The 21,568-nt window shown below is 41.2% G+C and carries 18 protein-coding genes and 1 riboswitch; of the genes, 14 read left to right on the top strand and 4 right to left on the bottom strand.

The annotated features are described in order from the left end of the window. Positions 1-29: 29 nt before the first annotated feature. Both hemE and nudC read right to left on the bottom strand, forming a co-directional pair. The gene (hemE, locus tag ACTH6U_RS20340) at positions 30-1,094 is read right to left on the bottom strand and encodes a uroporphyrinogen decarboxylase (protein ID WP_294104486.1); all 1,065 of its coding nucleotides are present in this window, start codon (positions 1,092-1,094) and stop codon (positions 30-32) included. Between the two features lie 84 nt (positions 1,095-1,178). Continuing rightward, the gene (gene nudC, locus ACTH6U_RS20335; RefSeq protein ID WP_294104484.1) at positions 1,179-1,970 is read right to left on the bottom strand and encodes an NAD(+) diphosphatase; all 792 of its coding nucleotides are present in this window, start codon (positions 1,968-1,970) and stop codon (positions 1,179-1,181) included. A gap of 253 nt (positions 1,971-2,223) precedes the next feature. Between nudC and ACTH6U_RS20330 the strand changes: the two genes are divergently transcribed. From ACTH6U_RS20330 to dcuC, 14 genes are all read left to right on the top strand, one after another. Next, positions 2,224-3,276 carry an ABC transporter substrate-binding protein gene (locus ACTH6U_RS20330; protein ID WP_441833018.1) on the top strand — a complete coding sequence of 351 codons (1,053 nt, stop codon included), beginning with the start codon at positions 2,224-2,226 and terminating at the stop codon, positions 3,274-3,276. Between the two features lie 12 nt (positions 3,277-3,288). Continuing rightward, complete coding sequence (locus ACTH6U_RS20325; RefSeq protein WP_441833017.1) at positions 3,289-4,107, top strand: alkaline phosphatase family protein; 819 nt, start codon at positions 3,289-3,291, stop codon at positions 4,105-4,107. Next, positions 4,107-5,009: an ABC transporter permease gene (locus ACTH6U_RS20320; protein ID WP_294104476.1), complete on the top strand. Its 903-nt coding sequence runs from the start codon at positions 4,107-4,109 to the stop codon at positions 5,007-5,009. The genes ACTH6U_RS20325 and ACTH6U_RS20320 overlap by 1 nt, the downstream gene beginning before the upstream one ends. After that, the gene (locus ACTH6U_RS20315; RefSeq protein WP_441833016.1) at positions 4,999-5,826 is read left to right on the top strand and encodes an ABC transporter permease; all 828 of its coding nucleotides are present in this window, start codon (positions 4,999-5,001) and stop codon (positions 5,824-5,826) included. Before ACTH6U_RS20320 ends, ACTH6U_RS20315 begins: the two co-directional genes overlap by 11 nt. A gap of 2 nt (positions 5,827-5,828) precedes the next feature. Continuing rightward, positions 5,829-6,845, top strand: coding sequence for an ABC transporter ATP-binding protein (locus ACTH6U_RS20310; protein WP_294104472.1), 1,017 nt, complete (start codon positions 5,829-5,831; stop codon positions 6,843-6,845). A 21-nt stretch (positions 6,846-6,866) separates the two neighbouring features. Then, a complete protein-coding gene (locus tag ACTH6U_RS20305; protein ID WP_294104471.1) occupies positions 6,867-7,529 on the top strand; it encodes an HAD family hydrolase in 663 nt (220 codons plus the stop codon). Between the two features lie 281 nt (positions 7,530-7,810). After that, a riboswitch (TPP riboswitch) is annotated at positions 7,811-7,923 on the top strand. A gap of 200 nt (positions 7,924-8,123) precedes the next feature. Then, entirely contained in the window at positions 8,124-10,115 is a 1,992-nt protein-coding gene (thiC, locus tag ACTH6U_RS20300) for a phosphomethylpyrimidine synthase ThiC (RefSeq protein WP_441833015.1), read from the top strand. Further along, positions 10,099-10,755, top strand: a complete 657-nt coding sequence (thiE, locus tag ACTH6U_RS20295) for a thiamine phosphate synthase (protein WP_441833014.1) — start codon at positions 10,099-10,101, stop codon at positions 10,753-10,755. Before thiC ends, thiE begins: the two co-directional genes overlap by 17 nt. Before the next feature lie 99 nt (positions 10,756-10,854). After that, complete coding sequence (locus ACTH6U_RS20290) at positions 10,855-11,613, top strand: HesA/MoeB/ThiF family protein (RefSeq protein WP_441833013.1); 759 nt, start codon at positions 10,855-10,857, stop codon at positions 11,611-11,613. Then, positions 11,601-11,801, top strand: a complete 201-nt coding sequence (thiS, locus tag ACTH6U_RS20285) for a sulfur carrier protein ThiS (RefSeq protein WP_294104467.1) — start codon at positions 11,601-11,603, stop codon at positions 11,799-11,801. Before ACTH6U_RS20290 ends, thiS begins: the two co-directional genes overlap by 13 nt. 2 nt (positions 11,802-11,803) lie before the next feature. After that, positions 11,804-12,574 carry a thiazole synthase gene (locus ACTH6U_RS20280; protein WP_336429451.1) on the top strand — a complete coding sequence of 257 codons (771 nt, stop codon included), beginning with the start codon at positions 11,804-11,806 and terminating at the stop codon, positions 12,572-12,574. After that, positions 12,571-13,692 (top strand): 2-iminoacetate synthase ThiH, encoded by a 1,122-nt coding sequence (gene thiH / locus ACTH6U_RS20275; protein WP_441833012.1) that lies wholly within the window; start codon positions 12,571-12,573, stop codon positions 13,690-13,692. The genes ACTH6U_RS20280 and thiH overlap by 4 nt, the downstream gene beginning before the upstream one ends. Before the next feature lie 583 nt (positions 13,693-14,275). Then, positions 14,276-15,529, top strand: coding sequence for a peptidase T (gene pepT / locus ACTH6U_RS20270; protein WP_434720263.1), 1,254 nt, complete (start codon positions 14,276-14,278; stop codon positions 15,527-15,529). Next, the gene (dcuC, locus tag ACTH6U_RS20265; protein WP_294104458.1) at positions 15,526-16,899 is read left to right on the top strand and encodes a C4-dicarboxylate transporter DcuC; all 1,374 of its coding nucleotides are present in this window, start codon (positions 15,526-15,528) and stop codon (positions 16,897-16,899) included. Before pepT ends, dcuC begins: the two co-directional genes overlap by 4 nt. Before the next feature lie 104 nt (positions 16,900-17,003). Here the strand turns inward: dcuC and ACTH6U_RS20260 are convergent, their stop codons facing one another. Together ACTH6U_RS20260 and rpoC are read right to left on the bottom strand one after the other, a co-directional pair. Further along, positions 17,004-17,954, bottom strand: coding sequence for a VWA domain-containing protein (locus ACTH6U_RS20260; RefSeq protein ID WP_441833022.1), 951 nt, complete (start codon positions 17,952-17,954; stop codon positions 17,004-17,006). Positions 17,955-18,333: 379 nt separating this feature from the next. Beyond that, on the bottom strand, positions 18,334-21,568 hold a 3,235-nt coding region (gene rpoC / locus ACTH6U_RS20255; protein ID WP_441833011.1), incomplete at its 5' end, for a DNA-directed RNA polymerase subunit beta'.

The following is a 21,568-nucleotide window of genomic DNA, read 5'->3' as shown; positions in this document are numbered from 1 at the left end:
GTAAATACACCATGAGTTAAACCTGCCGGCTATTGATGATACTGTCGGGAGAAACGGTGAACGGCATCGATAAATACACCTGCATGCTCAGGAGCAACATCCTGATGAATGCCATGTCCTAAGTTAAATACATGGCCATCTCCGCTACCGAAACCAGCAAGAATATTTTGTACTTCTTCTTCAATACGAGCTGGCGGCGCATATAACATCGATGGATCCATATTACCTTGTAATGCAACTTTATCACCAACGCGACGACGTGCATCTGCAATTTCAGTCGTCCAATCTAAACCTAATGCATCGCAGCCCGTCGCAGCCATTTCTTCTAACCACTGACCGCCACCTTTAGTAAATAAGGTTACGGGTACGCGGCGACCCTCGTTTTCACGGATCAGCCCATCAATGATTTTCTGCATATAATTCAATGAAAACTGTAAATAATCACGCTTAGTTAACACACCGCCCCAAGTATCGAAAATCATCAGGGATTGTGCACCAGCACGAATTTGTGCATTCAAATATAAAATAACGCTATCAGCCAGTTTATCGAGTAATAAATGCAGTGCAGCAGGGTCTTCATACATCATTTTTTTGATTTTAGTGAAGGCTTTGCTGCTGCCACCTTCAACCATATAAGTCGCTAATGTCCATGGGCTACCTGAAAAACCAATCAACGGCACATCACCATTTAGCGCTTTACGAATAGCCCTCACAGCATCCATTACGTAACCTAATTCCATTTCTGGATCAGGAATTGGAATATTTTTGACATCCGCAAGGCTGCTTATTGGCTTTTGAAAGCGCGGGCCTTCCCCTGTTTCAAAATAGAGACCAAGTCCCATTGCATCAGGAATGGTTAAGATATCAGAAAATAAAATAGCGGCATCTAATGGAAAGCGACGTAATGGTTGTAAAGTCACCTCACACGCCAACTCCGTATTTTTACACAGAGAAATAAAATCACCGGCTTGTGCCCGTGTTGCTTTGTATTCAGGCAAATAGCGGCCTGCTTGACGCATCATCCATACCGGGGTCACATCTACAGGTTGACGTAGCAACGCGCGTAGATAGCGGTCATTTTTTAACTCAGTCATTATTTACTCCATTATAATCAGTGGCCGCCGTAAATGGCTAAGGGCTAGTATTGTAGCATGTTAAAGACAACAATATCAGCGCGCCTATTGGCTTGCTTCATCTTCGCTATCACGACAAAGCACAACAGTATCTTCAATTAAACGCCTTGCTATAGTATCTCCTGGCGGAATTAAAGGCAGCTCATTGTAGTGATACCACTGGGCACTAATTAATTCGTTTGGATCAACTTTAATTTCCCCGCTGTCATAATCGGCAAGAAAGCCCATCATCAAAGAATGTGGAAATGGCCATGGCTGTGATGAAACATAGCGAATATTACGAATTTTAATATTACTTTCTTCCATCACTTCACGAGCAACCGCTTCTTCTAATGTCTCACCAACTTCCACAAATCCCGCTAATACTGTAAATAATGGATTTTGTGAATGGCGACGATGTTGAGCCAATAAGATATGATCATCTCGCCGTATACCCACAATTATGCAAGGAGCAATTTGCGGATAATAACGTTCATGGCAATGGTCACAAAGACAAGCCCACTCCGTTTTACTATGACGCATTGACGTTCCACAATAACCACAATAACGATGTGAACGATAAAATTCAGCGAGTTGAACTCCTCGACCTGCAAGTCGAAAAAGTCCTTCATCTTGTGCCGCGACTAAACGAGGGGAAGCCATATCTGAAGGCATTTTTTCAGCAATAAGCCAAACTATCTCGCCTTGCCATTCCCCGATTGGGGTCGCTGTTTTACCAATAAGAGACAACTCTTTAGCTGTTCCTCTCGGAACATCCCCCTGAGGTAGCCACAACCGACCCGCAAAACAAATGAACCACCAACCACTTTCTGTTCCTGCTAATGTTAATTTAGTCATTTTCCATATCTTTTATCTGCATAAAATAATTACCTTTATACCCAAGATAGTCTTTTTACACACAATAATTCAAAAGATTAACGGGTTATATTTCAATGCTTTATTTGACAGTTTTTGTTCATTTTCATAAACAAAATGATACAGCTTTAAGTACAAATTATACAAAAAGCGTCATAAATCTTTCAACTGATTGTCATCTTATCAACTTAGCATGCTAATTAACCAATACGGCTCCTCAATAGTGAGAGAAAAGATGAAAGTTATCGTTCCTGCAATTTTAATATCTCTAACAACATCAAGCCTTACATTAGCAGCAGATGCTAATTTAACTAAATTAATTGATGCGGCAAAAAAAGAAGGGCAAGTATACAGTGTGGGAATGCCAGATTCATGGGCTAACTGGAAAGGAACTTGGCAGGATTTAGAAAACCAATATGGATTAAAACACCAAGATACCGATATGAGTTCGGCCCAAGAAATCGCAAAATTTGCAGCTGAGAAAAAAAATGCAACGGCAGATATTGGTGATGTTGGTGCCTCTTTTGGTCCCGTCGCTGTGCAAAAAGGGGTGACTCAACCTTATAAACCGACAACTTGGGAACAAATTCCTAATTGGGCAAAAGATAAAGATGGGCATTGGGCGCTAGCTTATACTGGGTCAATTGCTTTTATGATTAACAATGAGTTAGTCAAAGACGCACCAAAAAGTTGGGACGATTTACTCAAAGGTAAATATAAAGTCACCGTCGGTGACGTGGGTATAGCAGCACAAGCTAACAACGCTGTCCTTGCCGCTGCTTTTGCTCGTGGTGGTGATGAAAACAACCTCACGCCGGCCATTGAATTTTTTGCTGAACTCGCTAAACAAAAGCGCTTATCAGTAAACGATCCTACTGTCGCCAATATCGAAAAAGGTGAAGTTGAAGTCGGTATTTTATGGGACTTTAACGCACTGAATTATCGCGATCAGATCAACCGCGATCGTTTCACCGTTGTTATTCCATCAGATGGTTCGGTTATTTCAGGTTATACCACGATTATCAACAAATATGCCAAAAACCCAAATGCAGCTAAATTAGCTCGCGAATATATTTTCAGTGATAAAGGACAGTTAAATCTGGCGGAAGGTTATGCTCGCCCTATTCGTGCACAATATCTGACATTACCAGATTCAATTAAATCTAAATTACTCCCTGAAGCACAATATAAAAATGCTCATCCCATTAAAGATGCAGAGGGTTGGGAAAAGTCATCTCGTACTTTGCCGAAAATGTGGCAACAGCAAGTTTTAATCCACCAGCAGTAATTAGGATTGATAATGTCAGAAAAGGTCATACTTGTTGTTCTAGACGGTTTAAGTTATTCAGTGGCCCATCATTGTATGGGCTATCTCAATGGCTTAATCAAGGCTGATAGTGCAACACTTTATAAAATGGAGTGTGAACTCCCCTCAATGTCTCGCCCTTTATATGAGTGCATACTGACAGGTATTTCACCCGTTAAAAGCGGCATTGTAAACAATGAAGTGGTTCGGTTATCCCATTTCGACAGTGTTTTTTCCTTAGCACGTAAAGCCGGAAAAATCACCGCAGCGGCGGCTTATTACTGGGTGAGCGAACTCTATAACCGAGCGCCTTTTGTGGCGATTCGTGACCGCTTTACTCATGATGAACAACTCGCTATTCAATATGGCTGTTTTTATCAAGCTGATAGCTATCCTGATGACCATTTATTTATTGATGCAGAATATTTACGCACTCAATATTCTCCTGACTTTTTACTCATTCATCCTATGAATATTGATGATGCAGGACATAAGTTTGGTTTTGATTCAGCGCAATATCGTAATACCGCTCGTAAAGCAGATATTATTTTGTCGAACTATATTCCGACATGGATTGAGCAAGGTTATCAAGTGATTATCACCAGTGATCACGGCATGAATAATGATCGCAGCCATGGTGGCATTTTACCAGAAGAATGCACTGTTCCGCTGTTCGTTATCGGAACACAGTTTTCACATGATCCCCAATGCGAGATGGAACAGACCGCAATTTGCGGAACCCTGTGTGCTTTACTCGGTGTGAACTATCCCGATAAATCCGTTTGTCATGAGTTACTGGTAGGAGGCAATTAATGGCCGACATTACCGCTCCTTGCGAACAGACAGCTCAACAACAAGGCAAAATAGCCATGTTAAAAAAACATTTGGCTCGCTTTCATTGGCAGGCGGCTTTATTAATGCTGCCTTTCATCACGCTGTTTTGCCTATTTCAAATTGCGCCAATGATTTGGGTATTGATTAATAGTTTCATTTACGAAGAAGCGTGGTCAGTTGCCAATTATCTTGAAGTCTTCACCAATGATTTTTATCTACAAGCATTTGAAAATACATTATGGCTTTCAATTTTCTGTAGCGTGATTGGATTATTGATCTCTAGCGTGACGGCATTTTCTATTTATAAAATGCAAGGTAAAGTCCGCCGAATAATGATTTCTTTCACCACAATGACCAGTAACTTCAGTGGTGTTCCTCTCGCCTTTGCTTTTATTATTATTTTAGGCTTTAACGGTGCGATTACCTTGCAACTTAAAGCATGGGGGATTATTGAAGACTTTAATATTTATAGCGCCAATGGGTTGATGCTGCTGTATATCTATTTCCAAATACCGTTAGGAGTTTTATTACTTTACCCTGCATTTGATGCCCTAAAACCAGAGTGGGAAGAAGCTGCAAAAACGATGGGTGCTAGTAAACTAACATATTGGTTTAAGGTCGCTATTCCTGTCATCTCCCCTGCATTACTCGGTACTTTTATTATCTTAATCGCCAATGCGGTTGGGGCATACGCAAGTACCTACGCCTTGACTAGCGGTAATTACAATCTGGTTACTATCCGAATTGCCAGCTTAGTTTCTGGCGATCTATTCTTAGAACCGAATATGGCGGCGGCGCTATCTGTCTTGTTAATTGCTATTCTTGGTTTTATTACCGCTATTCACCATTGGTTATTAAAACGGAGCTACCATGCAAAGTAATAATGCAATCAGCCCAATGATAACTAAATCTAGTCAAGCTCCTAGCCTGTGGCTGCACAAATTAATTCTAATTAGTGTTGCAAGCCTACTAGCTTTACCCATTATCGCCACTTTTCTTTATTCTATTGCCAGCCAATGGGGGGCAACGGTTCTGCCAGACTCTTTATCAATAAAATGGTATTTGCAATTATGGCAAGATCCACGTTTTTTAATGGCTTTTGGGCGTTCATTGATTATCTGTTTTGGTACCCTACTCGTCAGTACGTTGATTATTCTCCCCATGACCTTTGCGGTATTTTATCGTTTTCCCAAACTAAAAAGTGTAATGGACTTATTGATTATTTTACCTTTTGCCATCCCGCCCGTAGTCTCTTCCGTCGGTTTATTACAAATATTTTCTGATGAACCATTTATATTAGTCGGCACGCCGTGGATTTTAATTGGCACCTATTTCACCATCACCTTACCCTTTATGTATCGTGCTTTGGCGAATAGTTTCCAAGGTATTAATTTGCATGACTTGATGGATGCTGCTCACCTATTAGGTGCTAGCACATTTAAAGCTTTTATATTGATTGTGCTACCCAATATTCGTAAAGGTTTTCTTGTCTCATTATTAATTTCATTTTCATTTCTAATGGGTGAATTTGTTTTCGCCAATATATTGGTAGGAACCCGTTATGAAACACTGCAAATTTATCTCTTCAATATGCGTCAAACTAGCGGTCACTTTACCTCAGCGCTGGTAATGTCTTATTTCCTCTTTACGTTGCTGCTGACTTGGTTAGCAACTCGATTGAATCGTTCTGGAGATTAATGATGAGCTATGTCATTGCCGAAAATTTAAGTAAGTCCTTTGGTCAAAATCAGGTGTTTTCTGATATCCAGTTTACGATTGAAAAAGGCGAATTTATTACTTTGCTAGGTCCTAGCGGTTGTGGAAAATCAACGCTTTTACGCTGTATTGCAGGTCTTGAGCAACTAAATAGTGGTGAGCTCTATATTGGTCGTGAAAATATTACCCATCAAGCTGCTCAGCAGCGTGGCGTAGGTATGGTATTTCAAAGTTATGCATTGTTCCCTAATATGACGGTGACCGAAAATATTGCCTTTGGCCTGAAGATGCGCAAAGTTGATAGTAAAGAAAGGGAAAAAGCAGTCACCGATGTGATTGAAATGGTTGAACTGCAAGGGAAAGAGCAGCAATATCCGCATCAATTGTCTGGTGGTCAGCGTCAACGAGTGGCACTGGCTCGCGCTTTGGTGATGAAGCCGCAAATATTATTGCTCGATGAGCCTTTATCAGCCCTTGATGCTCGTATTCGTAAACATTTACGTCAACAAATTCGTCATATTCAGCGTGAACTAAAACTGACAACTATTTTTGTCACTCATGATCAAGATGAAGCAATGATCATGTCAGATAGAATTTTTTTAATGAATAAAGGCTCGATTGTTCAAAGCGATACAGCAGAAAATATCTATACTCAACCGGCTAATGAGTTTGTAGCACGTTTTATGGGTAACTATAATCTCGTTACCGCAGAGAAAGCCAATGCCATGCTGGGACTAAATCTACAAGGCACCCTCGCGATCCGTCCCGAATCTATTTATGTAAAAGAAGCGGGACGTCAATATGCAGACCATATTTCGCATCCTGTTGATGCTATTATTGTCGACCATCAATTACTGGGCAATATCATTCGTTATTCAGTCAATACGCCAGCAGGAAATATGACAGTTGACCTACTTAACCGCTCTTCAGAACGACTTTTTGAGCCCGGAACACGTCTTGAACTGATGTTTAATAAAAATGAAATTCGCGCCTTAAGCTAATTTAATCATGGAAAAATAAAAATGCGGAACAAATTAGCCATTTTTGATTTGGATGACACCTTAATTCAAGGAGATAGCAGCGTACTGTGGACGCAATATTTATGGGATAAAAAAATCATCAAAGACCCCCGTTTTGTCGAGGCTGATAAAACAATGATGGCGCAATACAATGCAGGATCTTTAGATATGGCAACATATTTGCGATTTAATTTGCAATCTCTTGCCAATATAAAAACAGAGCAAGTCGATCTGTGGCTCGATGATTTTATCGACACCATTATTATTCCGCGAATTTATCCCGAAGGATTAAGCACGATCGCCTTTTATCGATCTCAAAAGATCCCGATTATTGTGATCTCCGCAACCGTTTCATTTATTGTTAAAAAGGTAGCAAACAAACTTAATGCTGACGTCGCCATGGGCATTGATATCAAGCAACAAAGTGGTTGCTACACTACTGAAATAGAAGGTATTCCCACTTTCAAAGAAGGTAAAGTTAAGCGTCTAATGCATTGGGTAAGCCACCAACCCATCACCGATGCCTATATCTACTTTTACACCGACTCTGCCAACGACCTTCCCATGTGCTACTTTGCCGATGAAGTATTTATTATCAACGGCGACCCACGCTTACAACAAGCCGCCAATGAAAATAACTGGCCGCAATATACTTGGAGTTTGTAGGCCCAAACTTGTAATTTCGGTCTTAGTTTTGATCTTGGTTTTAACTAACTAGCCCTTCCAAAGGTTCCTCTAAATTATTCAAGTGAGAAGCAGGCGGAAAACGAGCCAATCTTTTCCAAGGTTCCTCTAAATTATTCAAGCGAGAAGAAGGCGGCAAGCGAGGATATCCCAAGGAGCATACATAAGTATGTGACTTGGGTAGCTGAGAGCGGCCAACGCACTTATCGCTTGAAGAATGACGAGGAAAATACTTGTTATAATCAGAAAGAAACCTATACTAAAACATCTTGTCGGAGTGCCTAGTATGCATTTGCATCGGGCTGAGACCGTTAATTCGGGATCCGCGGAACCTGATCGGGTTAATACCCGCGAAGGGAACAAGAGTAATCACTCAGCGTATTAACCATCATTTTTGACTTAATCTCACCTAAAACCGGTGATTGAAAAACAAACGATATGGTGAATTACAACACAATACGCAACGTCTTATTATTACTCCTCCGAACTCCTGACAAGCAACTTTCTTACGATAAACCTGCTAATACGCACAACTTATAAATGCGTTATAGCCCGTGACGATGTCAGGAAATTGCTATGTCTAATAATACAAATTTAACTAATGCTATACCGACCACAAATATTTCTGCAAAACCCGCCCCTGCTCGCACTCGAAAAGCACAAAGGGATGCCGCTGAAGACTTCATTAATACCGTTTCTGGTGTGTCATTTCCCAATTCAAAACGCATTTATTTACAAGGTTCAAGGGATGATATTCAAATTCCAATGCGTGAAATTCAGCTCTCTCCCACGCTGATTGGGGGCGATAATGAGAATCCTCAATTCGAAGAGAATGAACCCATTCCTATCTATGATACGTCAGGGCCTTATGGTGACCCCGCTTGCGAGCTAAATGTGCATGCAGGATTGCAAAAAATTCGGGCACCTTGGATACAAGCACGCGCAGATATTGAACCCGTTAAAAACCTCAGCTCTGATTTCACCCAGCAACGTTTAGCAGATGCAGGACTCGACCACCTACGTTTTAATAATCGCCCGCATCCATTAAAAGCGAAAAATACAAAGTGCGTCACTCAATTGCACTATGCACGTAAAGGGATCATAACCCCTGAAATGGAATTTATTGCCATTCGTGAAAATATGGGTCGCGAACGTATTCGTGGTGAAGTGCTTCTGCAACAGCATCCAGGACAAGGCTTTGGCGCTAATTTACCAGACAATATTACCCCTGAATTTGTTCGCCAAGAAATCGCCGCAGGCCGTGCGATCATTCCTGCAAATATAAACCATCCTGAATCTGAACCGATGATTATTGGCCGTAACTTCTTAGTTAAAGTGAATGCCAATATCGGTAACTCATCAGTCACGTCATCCATCGAAGAAGAAGTTGAGAAATTGATTTGGTCAACCCGTTGGGGTGCGGATACCGTCATGGATTTATCCACTGGTCGTTATATCCATGAAACTCGTGAATGGATTTTACGTAATAGCCCAGTGCCAATCGGCACGGTACCCATTTACCAAGCACTAGAAAAAGTAAACGGTGTGGCTGAAAATCTCACGTGGGAAATGTTCCGTGATACCTTACTTGAACAAGCTGAACAAGGTGTTGACTACTTCACCATTCACGCAGGGGTTTTATTACGCTACGTCCCCATGACCGCAAAACGCCTTACGGGTATTGTCTCTCGTGGTGGCTCTATCATGACAAAATGGTGCCTTTCACATCATCAAGAAAACTTTCTATATGAACATTTTCGTGAAATTTGCGAACTCTGCGCTGCCTACGATGTATCACTGTCGCTAGGAGATGGTCTGCGTCCAGGTTCAATTCAAGATGCTAATGATGCAGCGCAATTTGCAGAATTACATACCCTAGGTGAATTGACTAAAATCGCATGGGAATATGACGTTCAAGTGATGATTGAAGGTCCAGGACATGTGCCAATGCAGATGATACGTCGCAATATGACGGAAGAATTAGAACATTGCCACGAAGCGCCATTTTATACATTAGGCCCTTTAACTACCGATATCGCTCCGGGCTATGACCATTTCACTTCCGGTATTGGTGCTGCGATGATTGGTTGGTTTGGTTGCGCGATGTTGTGTTACGTCACCCCCAAAGAGCATTTAGGCTTACCAAATAAAGAAGATGTGAAACAAGGCCTTATCACTTATAAAATTGCTGCTCACGCTGCGGATCTTGCTAAAGGGCACCCCGGTGCTCAAATTCGTGATAATGCAATGTCTAAGGCACGTTTTGAATTCCGTTGGGAAGATCAGTTCAACTTAGCATTAGACCCAGAAACGGCACGCAAATACCACGATGAAACTTTGCCTCAAGCCTCAGGGAAAGTTGCTCATTTCTGTTCTATGTGCGGTCCTAAGTTCTGCTCAATGAAAATCTCACAAGAAGTCAGAGACTATGCTGCACAAAAAGAAATAGCAGCAAAAGAAGCGATTGAAAAAGAGAACGGAATGACGCAAATGTCAGAAGCTTTTCGAGCTCACGGTAGCGAGTTATACCATAGCGCAGAGGTCGTCAGTGATGAAAAAATTGCTTAATTTACCGGATACTCCATTTCCGGAGACTGAACACTGTCTTGGTCTGTACCCTGTTGTCGACTCCGTAGAATGGATTGAACGCCTGCTTAATGCGGGAGTTTCCACTCTCCAACTGCGAATTAAAGACAAGACCGATAGCGAAGTTCGTGATGATATCCAAAAAGCCATCACGCTTGGCAAACAATACAACGCACGCATATTTATCAATGACTATTGGCGTCTAGCAGTCGAATTTGGTGCTTATGGCGTTCACCTTGGGCAAGAAGATTTGGAAACTACTGACTTACTTGCCATTCATCAAGCAGGTCTGCGCCTAGGTGTTTCGACCCACGATGAACGTGAGCTTGCCATCGCCAAATCGGTGCGCCCTTCTTATATTGCAATGGGGCATATTTTTCCGACAGAAACCAAAGAGATGCCATCATCACCTCAAGGACTTGAGACACTCAAAAAAATGGTGGCAGCCACCCCTGAATACCCCACTGTCGCCATTGGCGGTATTTCAATAGATAGAGTTTCTGCGGTGCTTGCAACCGGTGTCGGCAGTGTCGCTCTCGTCAGTGCGATCACCAAAGCTGAAGATTGGCAAAAGGCGACAAAGGTACTGTTGGATTTAGTTGAAAGCGATAATTCACATTAATTAATTGGTAATCATAATGAAATCCATAATTTATTAATTTTATTGATAATTATGAAAAATATAAATATGGCTCATTATGATTATTCGAAGGAACTTATCATGTTAAGTGACCAAGAATTTATGCGTTACAGCCGCCAGCTATTACTGGAAGATGTCAGCCCTGTAGGACAACAGAAACTCAAAAATAGCAAAGTACTCATTGTGGGTCTAGGAGGATTAGGCTCACCCGCTAGTCTCTATTTAGCGGGGGCGGGTGTTGGTGAGATATGGCTTGCCGATCACGATGAATTGCATGTTTCAAATCTACAACGGCAAATGCTCTACAACACTGATGATATTTCAAAATCTAAAGCACAATTAGCCGCCCATCGACTTAACCAATTAAACCCGCTGATAAAAACACACGTTTTACAGAAAAAATTGGATATCGATACATTAATTCCGTTAGTCGCACAAGTCGATTTAGTCCTTGATTGCTGTGACAATATGGCAACTCGCCATGCTGTCAACATGGCTTGTGTTAAAACGAATAAAATCTTAATCAGCGGCAGTGCTGTCGGTTTTGGCGGGCAGCTCATGGTGTTTGAGCCGCCATTTAGCTCAGGCTGTTATGCCTGTCTTTATCCTGAAAATGAGGAGCCACAACGCAACTGCCGTACCGCGGGTGTTTTAGGTCCTGTCGTCGGCATCATTGGCACATTACAAGCACTCGAAGCGATTAAGTTGCTAGTCGGTCTGCCTTCTTCTCTTAGTGGTAAATTGCGTTTATTCGATGGAAAACAACAACATTGGAATACATTGCAGCTCACCCCATCTATGCAGTGCTCTATCTGTCGAGAGGAAACATGCATATCATAATTAATGACCAACCGATGCAGTTTGCATCGCCAATGACGGTCACTCAATTGTTTATCACACTTGGTCGCCAAACATCAGGCTCAGCACTAGCAATAAACCAAATCGTCATTCCTAAGAGCCAGTGGGATAGTCATCTTATTAATGAAAAAGATAATATCTTGCTATTTCAAGCTATTGCAGGAGGCTAATCATGTTAAAAATTGCAGATTTCACATTTCAATCGCGTTTATTTACGGGCACAGGTAAATTTGCTAGCGCTAGCGTGATGCAAGAATCTATCAAAGCATCAGGCAGTCAATTAGTCACTATGGCCATGAAACGAATTGATTTACGAGGACAAGACGATGGTATTTTGCTGCCATTGCAAGAGCTCGGTATAAAATTATTGCCAAATACCTCTGGGGCAAAGAACGCGCAAGAAGCCATATTTGCCGCACGTCTTGCTCGTGAAGCACTAGGTACTCATTGGGTTAAGCTGGAAATTCATCCCGATATGCAATACTTATTGCCGGATCCGATTGAAACATTATTAGCAGCAGAACAACTCGTCAAAGAAGGTTTTGTGGTACTTCCCTATTGCAGTGCTGATCCAGTTTTATGTCGACGCTTAGAAGAAGTCGGTTGCGCCGCAGTTATGCCTCTGGGTGCACCAATTGGCACAAATAAAGGCTTAGTCACCAAAGAAATGCTACGAATTATTATCGAGCAAGCACGTATTCCCGTTATCGTTGATGCTGGTATTGGCGCACCAAGCCATGCAGTCGAAGCAATAGAAATGGGCGCAGATGCTGTCCTTGTTAATACCGCGATTGCTGTTGCTAAACAACCCATATTGATGGCTAAAGCTTTCAAAATGGCAGTTGAAGCGGCCGAACTTGCCTATCAAGGTGGTCTTGCAGCATCAAAACAACAAGCTCAAGCATCAAGCCCTTTAACGAGTTTCTTAGGGGAGCTGCAATGAACGCCAGCTTCAGTGAACGCTTACAGGCGCTCAATTGGGACGATATAACCTTAAGTATTCATAGTAAAACCTCAAAAAATGTCATGGATGCCTTAGCAAGTGATACGTTAACACTCGACGATTTTATGGCGTTACTTTCCCCTGCCGCTCGCCCTTTCATCGAACAAATGGCACAAAAAGCACAAAAGCTCACAAGGCAACGATTTGGCCATGCTGTTGGTTTTTATGTTCCATTATATCTGTCAAATTTATGCGCAAACGATTGTACTTATTGTGGTTTTTCAATGAGCAATCGAATTAAACGTAAAACACTTAATGAGACTGAAATCATTAATGAATGCGAAACCATACGCAAGATAGGATTTGACAGTTTATTGCTCGTGACTGGCGAACATCAAAGCAAAGTGGGAATAGATTATTTTCGGCGCTATCTGCCGATTATTCGCCAATATTTTAGTTCGTTAATGATGGAAGTGCAGCCATTAAGCACAGACGAATATCGAGAATTAAAATCGCTAGGTCTTGATGGGGTAATGGTTTACCAAGAAACTTATCATGAACCCACCTATCAGCTTCATCATCTTAAAGGCAAAAAACAAGATTTTCATTGGCGATTAGCAACCCCCGAACGTTTAGGTCAAGCAGGTATTGATAAAATTGGTTTAGGTGCACTCATTGGGTTATCAAATAGCTGGCGAACTGACTGTTATATGGTTGCCGAACATCTGCTTTATCTACAGCAACATTATTGGCAAACGCGTTACTCTATTTCATTTCCTCGCCTGCGACCTTGTGCTGGTGGCATTGAACCTGCCTCTTTAATGAATGACACAGAACTGGTGCAACTGATTTGTGCTTTTCGCTTATTAGCACCAAATGTTGAACTGTCATTATCTACACGAGAATCACCTTATTTTCGTGACCATGTAATACCTTTAGCGATTAATAATGTCAGTGCTGGTTCAAAAACACAGCCAGGAGGCTATGCAGACTCAACGGAAGAATTAGAACAATTCACACCTCATGATAATCGTAGTGCTGCGCAAGTTGCCCAAGCCTTGGTAAAATCAGGGCTACAACCCGTTTGGAAAGATTGGGATGGCTACTTAGGGCGCTAATATTAGGGGCTAATTTAAAAAAAGATTAGCCCCTGATTTATTACTACTTGTGACGATGACTTGTTAAGTCCTGAGTATCTTTTTTCATTAAATGAACAATAAAATGTATTAATAGCTAAAAATAAACTTTATTTTTTAATAGGTAATTACGCATATATAAACAGATATAATAAAATATGACTTTAGTATTTTAGACTCTGCTGCAAATCGAGTTGGAATTATAAATAAAAATGCCAAAACACAAAATAAGTGTATTAACAATAGAATTTAAGATAAGAAGGGATAATAGGGAATGTTACATAAATATAGGATAAGATAAACATAACTAACTGTTTAATATCAATTAATTAACAACAAAAATCAATATATAGCTAAGGTCAAATATTTTAGTTCATTAAGTAATTAAAACCACTATTAATTATTCATTTTATACACTCGGTAGCATTTCTTAAAAAAAATCAAAATATCTGATACTCGTCTTATTATTATCCATGATAAAAGAATACTGTTGAAATGAGATTACATTCATAAACAAAACAAAAGTATAAAATATTCATCATTGCGATGCCGGAGAATAGAAAGAATGAATATCGTTGACCGTTTTATTTCTTACACCAAAGTTAACACCACCACCGATCGGGAAAAAGGCGCAGCAGGCATCATGCCATCATCAGAAGGCCAGCGCGTACTTGCACAAAAATTAGTTAAAGAACTCGAAGCATTAGGCATTGAAGATATTAAGTTACGTGATACTGCGATTGTCACGGCAACATTGCCCTCTAACCTGGATTATGATGTGCCAACGGTGGCTTTCTTTGGCCACTTAGACACCAGTGCGGAACAAACTAATGACACTAAAGCGCAAATTCTACCTTATAACGGTGAAGATATTTGCATGAATAAAGCGCTAAATATCTACCTGCGTAAAAGCGAATTCCCTGAACTTGCTGACTATTTAGGTGACGATATCATCGTCACTGATGGTACGAGCTTACTCGGCGCAGATGATAAAGCCGCTATCGCATCGATTATGGATATGCTGCAATATTTCAAACAAAACCCAGAAATCAAACACGGTACAATTAAAATTGGCTTTGTTCCTGATGAAGAGCAAGGGCTTCGCGGTGCAAAAGTATTTGATGTTAAAGAATTTGGTGCGGATTTCGCTTATACATTAGACTGTTGTGGTATCGGTGAGCTGGTTTATGAGAACTGGAATGCAGGTGATGTAGAAGTTATTTTTACCGGTAAGTCGGCTCATCCTATGTCAGCAAAAGGAAAACTAAAAAATTCCCTTCTAATGGCACAAAAATTTATCGCAATGTTACCCGGCGGTGAAGCTCCTGAATATACAGATGGTCGCGAAGGCTATTACTGGGTTAAGCAGATGTCTGGCAATAGTGCACGCACGGTCTTAAAATTGGATGTCCGCGATTTTACTGAAGATGGCTACCGTACTCGCATGGCGTTTTTGAAAAAATTAGCAGATCACTGTGAAGATTTGTGGGGAGCAGAAAGCGTCACCTGTATCCTCGCAGACCGCTATTCAAACGTCTATAACAGTTTACAAGGTGAAAATCGCTATCCTATTGATATTGCAATTGATGCTTATCAAGCTTGTGGTATCACTCCTAAAGTTATTCCTATGCGTGGTGGCTATGATGGCGCAGCTCTATCACAAAATGGTTTACCTTGCCCGAATATCTTTACCGGTGCTCACAATTTCCATTCAATCTATGAATACCTACCAGTGAAATCTTTATATGCAGCCAGTGATGTATTGAAGCAAGTAGTACAAATCACCGCTGAACGCTTCAAACCAGGAGCTAAAGCATGATCCCAATTCTAACGGTTCTTATCATCGTTGTTTTGGTTGCACGTTTTATTCTAAAAGGATACAAAGCTGAACCCGTATTATTAATTGCGGGTTTGGCATTGATGATCTGTACCCTTGCCCTCGGTTGGGGTCCTATTCTTCCTAAAAATGTTGCAACCACGGGGATCACTTGGCTCGATCCTTTTGAAGTTATGCGCGATTTGTTCAGTAGCCGTGCCGCTGATCTTGGTTTAATGATCATGGCGCTGATGGGATTTGCTCAATATATGGATCATATCGGCGCTAATGAAGCCGTTGTCCGCGTTGCAACAAAACCATTGAAAAATATGCGTTCACCTTATGTACTGCTATTTTTCTCATTCCTACTAGCCAGTGTTTTACAACTTGCGATTCCATCAGCAACTGGCCTCGCCGTCTTATTGATGGGCACCATGTTCCCTATCATGATTGGTCTTGGTTTATCGCCAGCTTCTGCGGCTGGGGTTATCGCGACCTCACTTGGTGTGGCTTATACGCCAACGGCAATTGATGCCATTCGTGGTGCAAAAGCAGTCGATATGTCAGTGGTTGAATATGTACTTTACTACCAAGGACCTGCGGCATTAGCAACTGTCCTTGTTGTCGGTATTACACATATTTTTTGGCAACGTCATTGTGACCGTAAGCAAGGGTTTATACCTGAAATAGGTAAAGCCGTTTCGTCTCACGAAAAAAATGACAGCACCAAATCAGTGCCGGGATATTATGCACTACTTCCTATGTTACCGATTATCATGGCTGTCGGAACCTCAAATCTGTTCTTTGAAGGCATTCACTTAGACGTAGTTACGATTGTTCTAATCGCAATGACAATTTGTATGGTCATTGAAACAGTGAGAGTACGTAATTTCAAAATCGTTTGTAATGGCTTCCAAACCTTTTTAAATGGTATGGGTCACGCCTTTAGTAACGTTGTAGGATTATTGGTTGCTGCGGGTGTCTTCGCTCATGGTATTAAAGTCAGTGGCGCCATTGACCAATTAATTATCATGGCTGAATCTGTTGGCTTACCACCATTTGCTATGGCTTTAGTCTTTGCTGTTGTAACACTCGCTGCTGCTATTATCATGGGATCGGGTAATGCGCCATTCCTAGCATTTGTCGAGTTGATCCCACAAATAGCTCACAGTATGGGTGTAAATCCAATCTCAATGATTCTACCTATGCAACAAGCATCACATATGGGTCGAGGAATGTCACCCGTCGCAGGGGTTATCATTGCGGTATCAAGTGGAGCTAAGTTACAACCGTTTGATGTTGTTAAGCGAACGGCTGTACCACTCATGGTCGGTTTCGTGGCTCACTGTGCGATTATCGGGATATTCTATTAACGTATTTAATCACTTAATATTCAAATAATCATGTAATTAAAAAGAGGGGAAATATTCCTCTCTTTTTAATTAAAGATTACTTTATTATATAATAACTATTCTTCTCAATGTTTACATTCACATAGTTTTGAAGTTTCATGGTGTTTATTGATATCTTTTGGACAACAAGAATCAATTGTTTTATTAATTATTTCTGCCAATGTATTAACTGTTAATAAAATAGTAGGAAGATACTCACACACACTTGTACAATTTGATACTTCTGCATTTAAATCAGTAGGTGGATTCAAACTATCACAAAGTATCTCTTGTAAAACGAGTGCAAAATTTGCAATCCCTGTTGTATAAATATAAGAACGGCCACCCGTTTCCAATGCGAGCCGCTCATATTCTTTTGTAATTTTATCTCTCTCAGCTAATGTTGGGAAACGATCAATATTTGACGGATCATCATTTGGCGTCCCCTGATAGGTATATACTTTAGCATGTGCATTTTGAGCAGCAAAAATAGCTTCATTATTTTTTAGTACTGCTGCATTCGTTAATATTCCACCACCACCCTCCATTCCTTCATCACCAAGGACAAAAATAGCTCTACGTGCATCATCACGCCAATCAAAGTAGTGACTCACATCAATAACTGCACGACATAAATCTTCTTTATTACCAGCATGGTCAATTCCATCAATCTCTTTAAATGGCAATCTCGCTTGTAAGCTACTTTGACTAATACCAAGTCCAGTAAGGTAATTGCTTACCGTTTGATCAAACTTTGTATTGTCCCACGTTCCTTGTATTCCCAAAAATGTTGCTCTAAGTTGTGAAGGGCAGCTAGCTGAGGCCTTCTCAATAGCGATATCGATTTGTTGGCTAAGATCTGTCGATTCATCCGACATTGAACCACTAGTATCAATAATAATAACAATATCAAGTGCTATTGGACCGCTACCTGTCACTATCTGAGATAGATTACTCACATTCATCAAGGTAGAAGTTATATCTGAGGAAGCGAAACCATCTTTATTATTATCAAATTCAAAATTATTTTCAGTCATCATTATTTCCCTTTATATTTTATCATTCCTAATATCTATAGATATATAAAATTAAATTTAAATATATTATTTAACCAGCCTGTGATTAATACTGGAGTCATTATTATTACTTCATTTCTCACTTACAAGCCTCCTTAATTAATAGAAAGAACTTATCTTTTTTATTAGGTTAGAAATTAAATAAAAATTTGAAATAATTAATCAGTTTATTATTTGAATAATATAAAAAAATGTAGTTTTATGAGAAAACTGAAAGAAATAAAAGAGATGGGAAATAAATAACTAATTACTATTTCTAGTCATTCAATAAAATAATTATAAAAAAACTGGCGCCTTTCGGACGCCAGTTTTTATCAAGCTACTATAGTGAAATCAGTAATTACTTCTGATTACCACTTGAAAAGCCTGCATTTAACAGTTCAGCCAAGTTCGCTGTTGCTTCATCTGCGCTGACTTGTGGAGCTTCCACTACATCATTCAGATGACGACGACGAATACGTTCCTGATGGTAAGCAAAACCTGTACCAGCTGGAATCAGACGTCCAACAATAACGTTCTCTTTCAGACCGCGCAGTTCATCACGTTTACCTGCTACCGCAGCTTCTGTCAGTACGCGAGTTGTTTCTTGGAACGATGCTGCTGAGATAAAGGATTCTGTTGCCAGAGATGCTTTAGTAATACCCAACAAGTCACGAGCATAATTTGCTGTGATTTTACCATCGAGCTCAAGTTTACGGTTCGCAACTTTCACACGTGAGTACTCAATCTGCTCACCTTCGAGGAATTCAGAACTTCCTGCATCCGCGATAGTGACTTTACGCAGCATCTGACGCACGATAACTTCAATGTGTTTATCGTTTATCTTAACGCCTTGTAAGCGGTAAACTTCCTGAACTTCGTTAGTGATGTAACGAGTAACAGCATGAACACCACGTAGACGTAGAATATCATGCGGAGACTCTGGACCATCGGAAACTACGTCACCGCGTTCAACGATCTCACCTTCAAACACGTTGAGCTGACGCCATTTAGGGATCATCTCTTCGTACGGCTCAGAACCATCTAATGGAGTGATAACCAGACGACGCTTACCTTTGGTCTCTTTACCGAACGAGATTATCCCGCTGATTTCAGCAAGGATAGCAGGCTCTTTCGGACGACGAGCTTCAAACAAGTCAGCAACACGTGGTAGACCACCCGTGATATCTTTAGTACCCACAGATTCCTGTGGAATACGCGCTAAAGTATCACCCGCTTTGATAGCGATGCCATCATCTAACTGAACAATTGCTTTACCCGGTAAGAAGTACTGAGTAGGCATGTCTGTGTTAGGAATAAGAACATCATTACCATTTGCATCGATAACACGCAATGCAGGACGTAAATCCTTACCACTTGCTGTACGCTCAGCGCTATCCAGAACAACGATTGACGACAGACCTGTTAATTCATCAGTCTGGCGAGTCATTGACTGGCCATCAAGCATGTCAGAGAAACGGATAATACCGGTAACTTCACTGACAACTGGCATTGTATGCGGATCCCAGTTAGCAACGGTCTCGCCGCCAGCAACTGACGCGCCATCACCTTTAGTAAGGTGCGCACCATAAGGCACTTTGTAACTCTCTTTAGTACGACCGAATTCATCAATCAGACGCAATTCTGTATTACGAGAAGTAATAACCAGTTTACCTTCAGAGTTTGTTACATATTTCGCATTAAATAACTTCAGAGTACCGCTATTACGGACTTGAATGCTAGATTCTGCTGCCGCACGAGATGCCGCACCACCGATATGGAACGTACGCATCGTCAGCTGTGTACCTGGTTCACCGATTGACTGCGCGGCGATAACACCGATAGCTTCACCTTTATTAATGATATGACCACGAGCAAGGTCACGACCATAACAGTGAGCACACACACCAAAGTCAGTTTCACAACTTACAACAGAACGTACTTTAACGCTGTCAACCGAATTAGCTTCTAACAGGTCACACAGTTTTTCATGAAGTAGTGTATTACGAGGTACTAAGATATCTGCAGTACCTGGATTCAGGATATCTTCTGCAGTTACACGACCAAGTACACGTTCACGCAATGGTTCTTTAACGTCGCCACCCTCGATAACCGGAGTCATCAGGATACCTTCGTGAGTACCACAGTCGTCTTCAGTAACTACCAAGTCTTGTGCAACGTCAACTAAACGACGTGTCAAGTAACCGGAGTTTGCTGTTTTCAATGCTGTATCCGCAAGACCTTTACGAGCACCATGCGTAGAGATAAAGTACTGAAGAACGTTCAGACCTTCACGGAAGTTCGCCGTGATTGGTGTTTCGATGATTGAGCCATCCGGCTTAGCCATCAGACCACGCATACCTGCTAGCTGACGAATCTGAGCTGCAGAACCACGAGCACCGGAGTCGGCCATCATAAAGATACTGTTGAAAGAAACTTGTTGTTCTTCAATGCCATCACGGTTGATAACACTTTCAGTAGACAAGTTTTCCATCATCGCTTTAGCAACACGTTCGTTTGCTGCTGCCCAGATATCGATAACTTTGTTATAACGTTCGCCGGCTGTAACCAAACCAGACTGGAATTGTTCCTGAATTTCAGCAACTTCCGCTTCTGCTTCTGCGATAATTCCTGCTTTTTTCTCAGGAATAACCATGTCATCGATACCAACTGATGCACCAGAACGCGCAGCATAAGCAAAACCGGTATACATGATTTGGTCAGCAAAAATAACAGTCGGTTTCATACCGAGTACGCGGTAACAGGTATTTAGCATTTTAGAAATAGCTTTCTTACCTAGCGCTTGGTTAACCAGCTCAAAAGGTAGACCTTTTGGTACGATCATCCATAAAATCGCACGACCAACTGTGGTATCAACTAAACCAGTGTTAATCGTAATGTTACCTTCTGTATCTTTAACTTCTTCAGTAATACGAACTTTAACGCGAGCATGCAATGATGCATGACCTGAACGGTAAACACGCTCAGCTTCTTTAGGACCGGCTAATACCATGCCCTCGCCCTTCGCGTTTACGCAGTCACGAGTCATGTAGTAAAGACCCAATACAACGTCCTGTGAAGGAACGATGATAGGCTCACCACTTGCCGGTGACAGAATATTGTTTGTTGACATCATCAACGCACGTGCTTCTAACTGAGCTTCCAAAGTTAGAGGAACGTGTACCGCCATTTGGTCACCATCGAAGTCGGCGTTGTATGCCGCACAAACCAATGGGTGCAATTGGATAGCTTTACCTTCGATCAAAATTGGTTCGAAAGCTTGGATACCCAGACGGTGAAGTGTTGGTGCACGGTTCAGCATAACTGGGTGTTCGCGGATAACTTCATCCAAGATATCCCAAACAACCGCTTCTTCGCGCTCAACCATTTTCTTCGCAGCTTTAATGGTTGTTGCCAGACCACGTAATTCTAATTTGCCATAGATAAATGGTTTAAATAACTCAAGAGCCATTTTCTTAGGCAGACCGCACTGATGCAGACGTAGGTATGGACCTACGGTGATAACAGAACGACCTGAATAGTCAACACGCTTACCAAGTAAGTTCTGACGGAAACGACCTTGTTTACCTTTGATC

Origin of the sequence: Providencia sp., assembly GCF_052096715.1 — a bacterium.
GTDB lineage: Bacteria > Pseudomonadota > Gammaproteobacteria > Enterobacterales > Enterobacteriaceae > Providencia.
The sequence above is the reverse complement of the archived record's forward strand: the minus strand, read 5'-3'. Positions and strand labels throughout refer to the sequence as shown.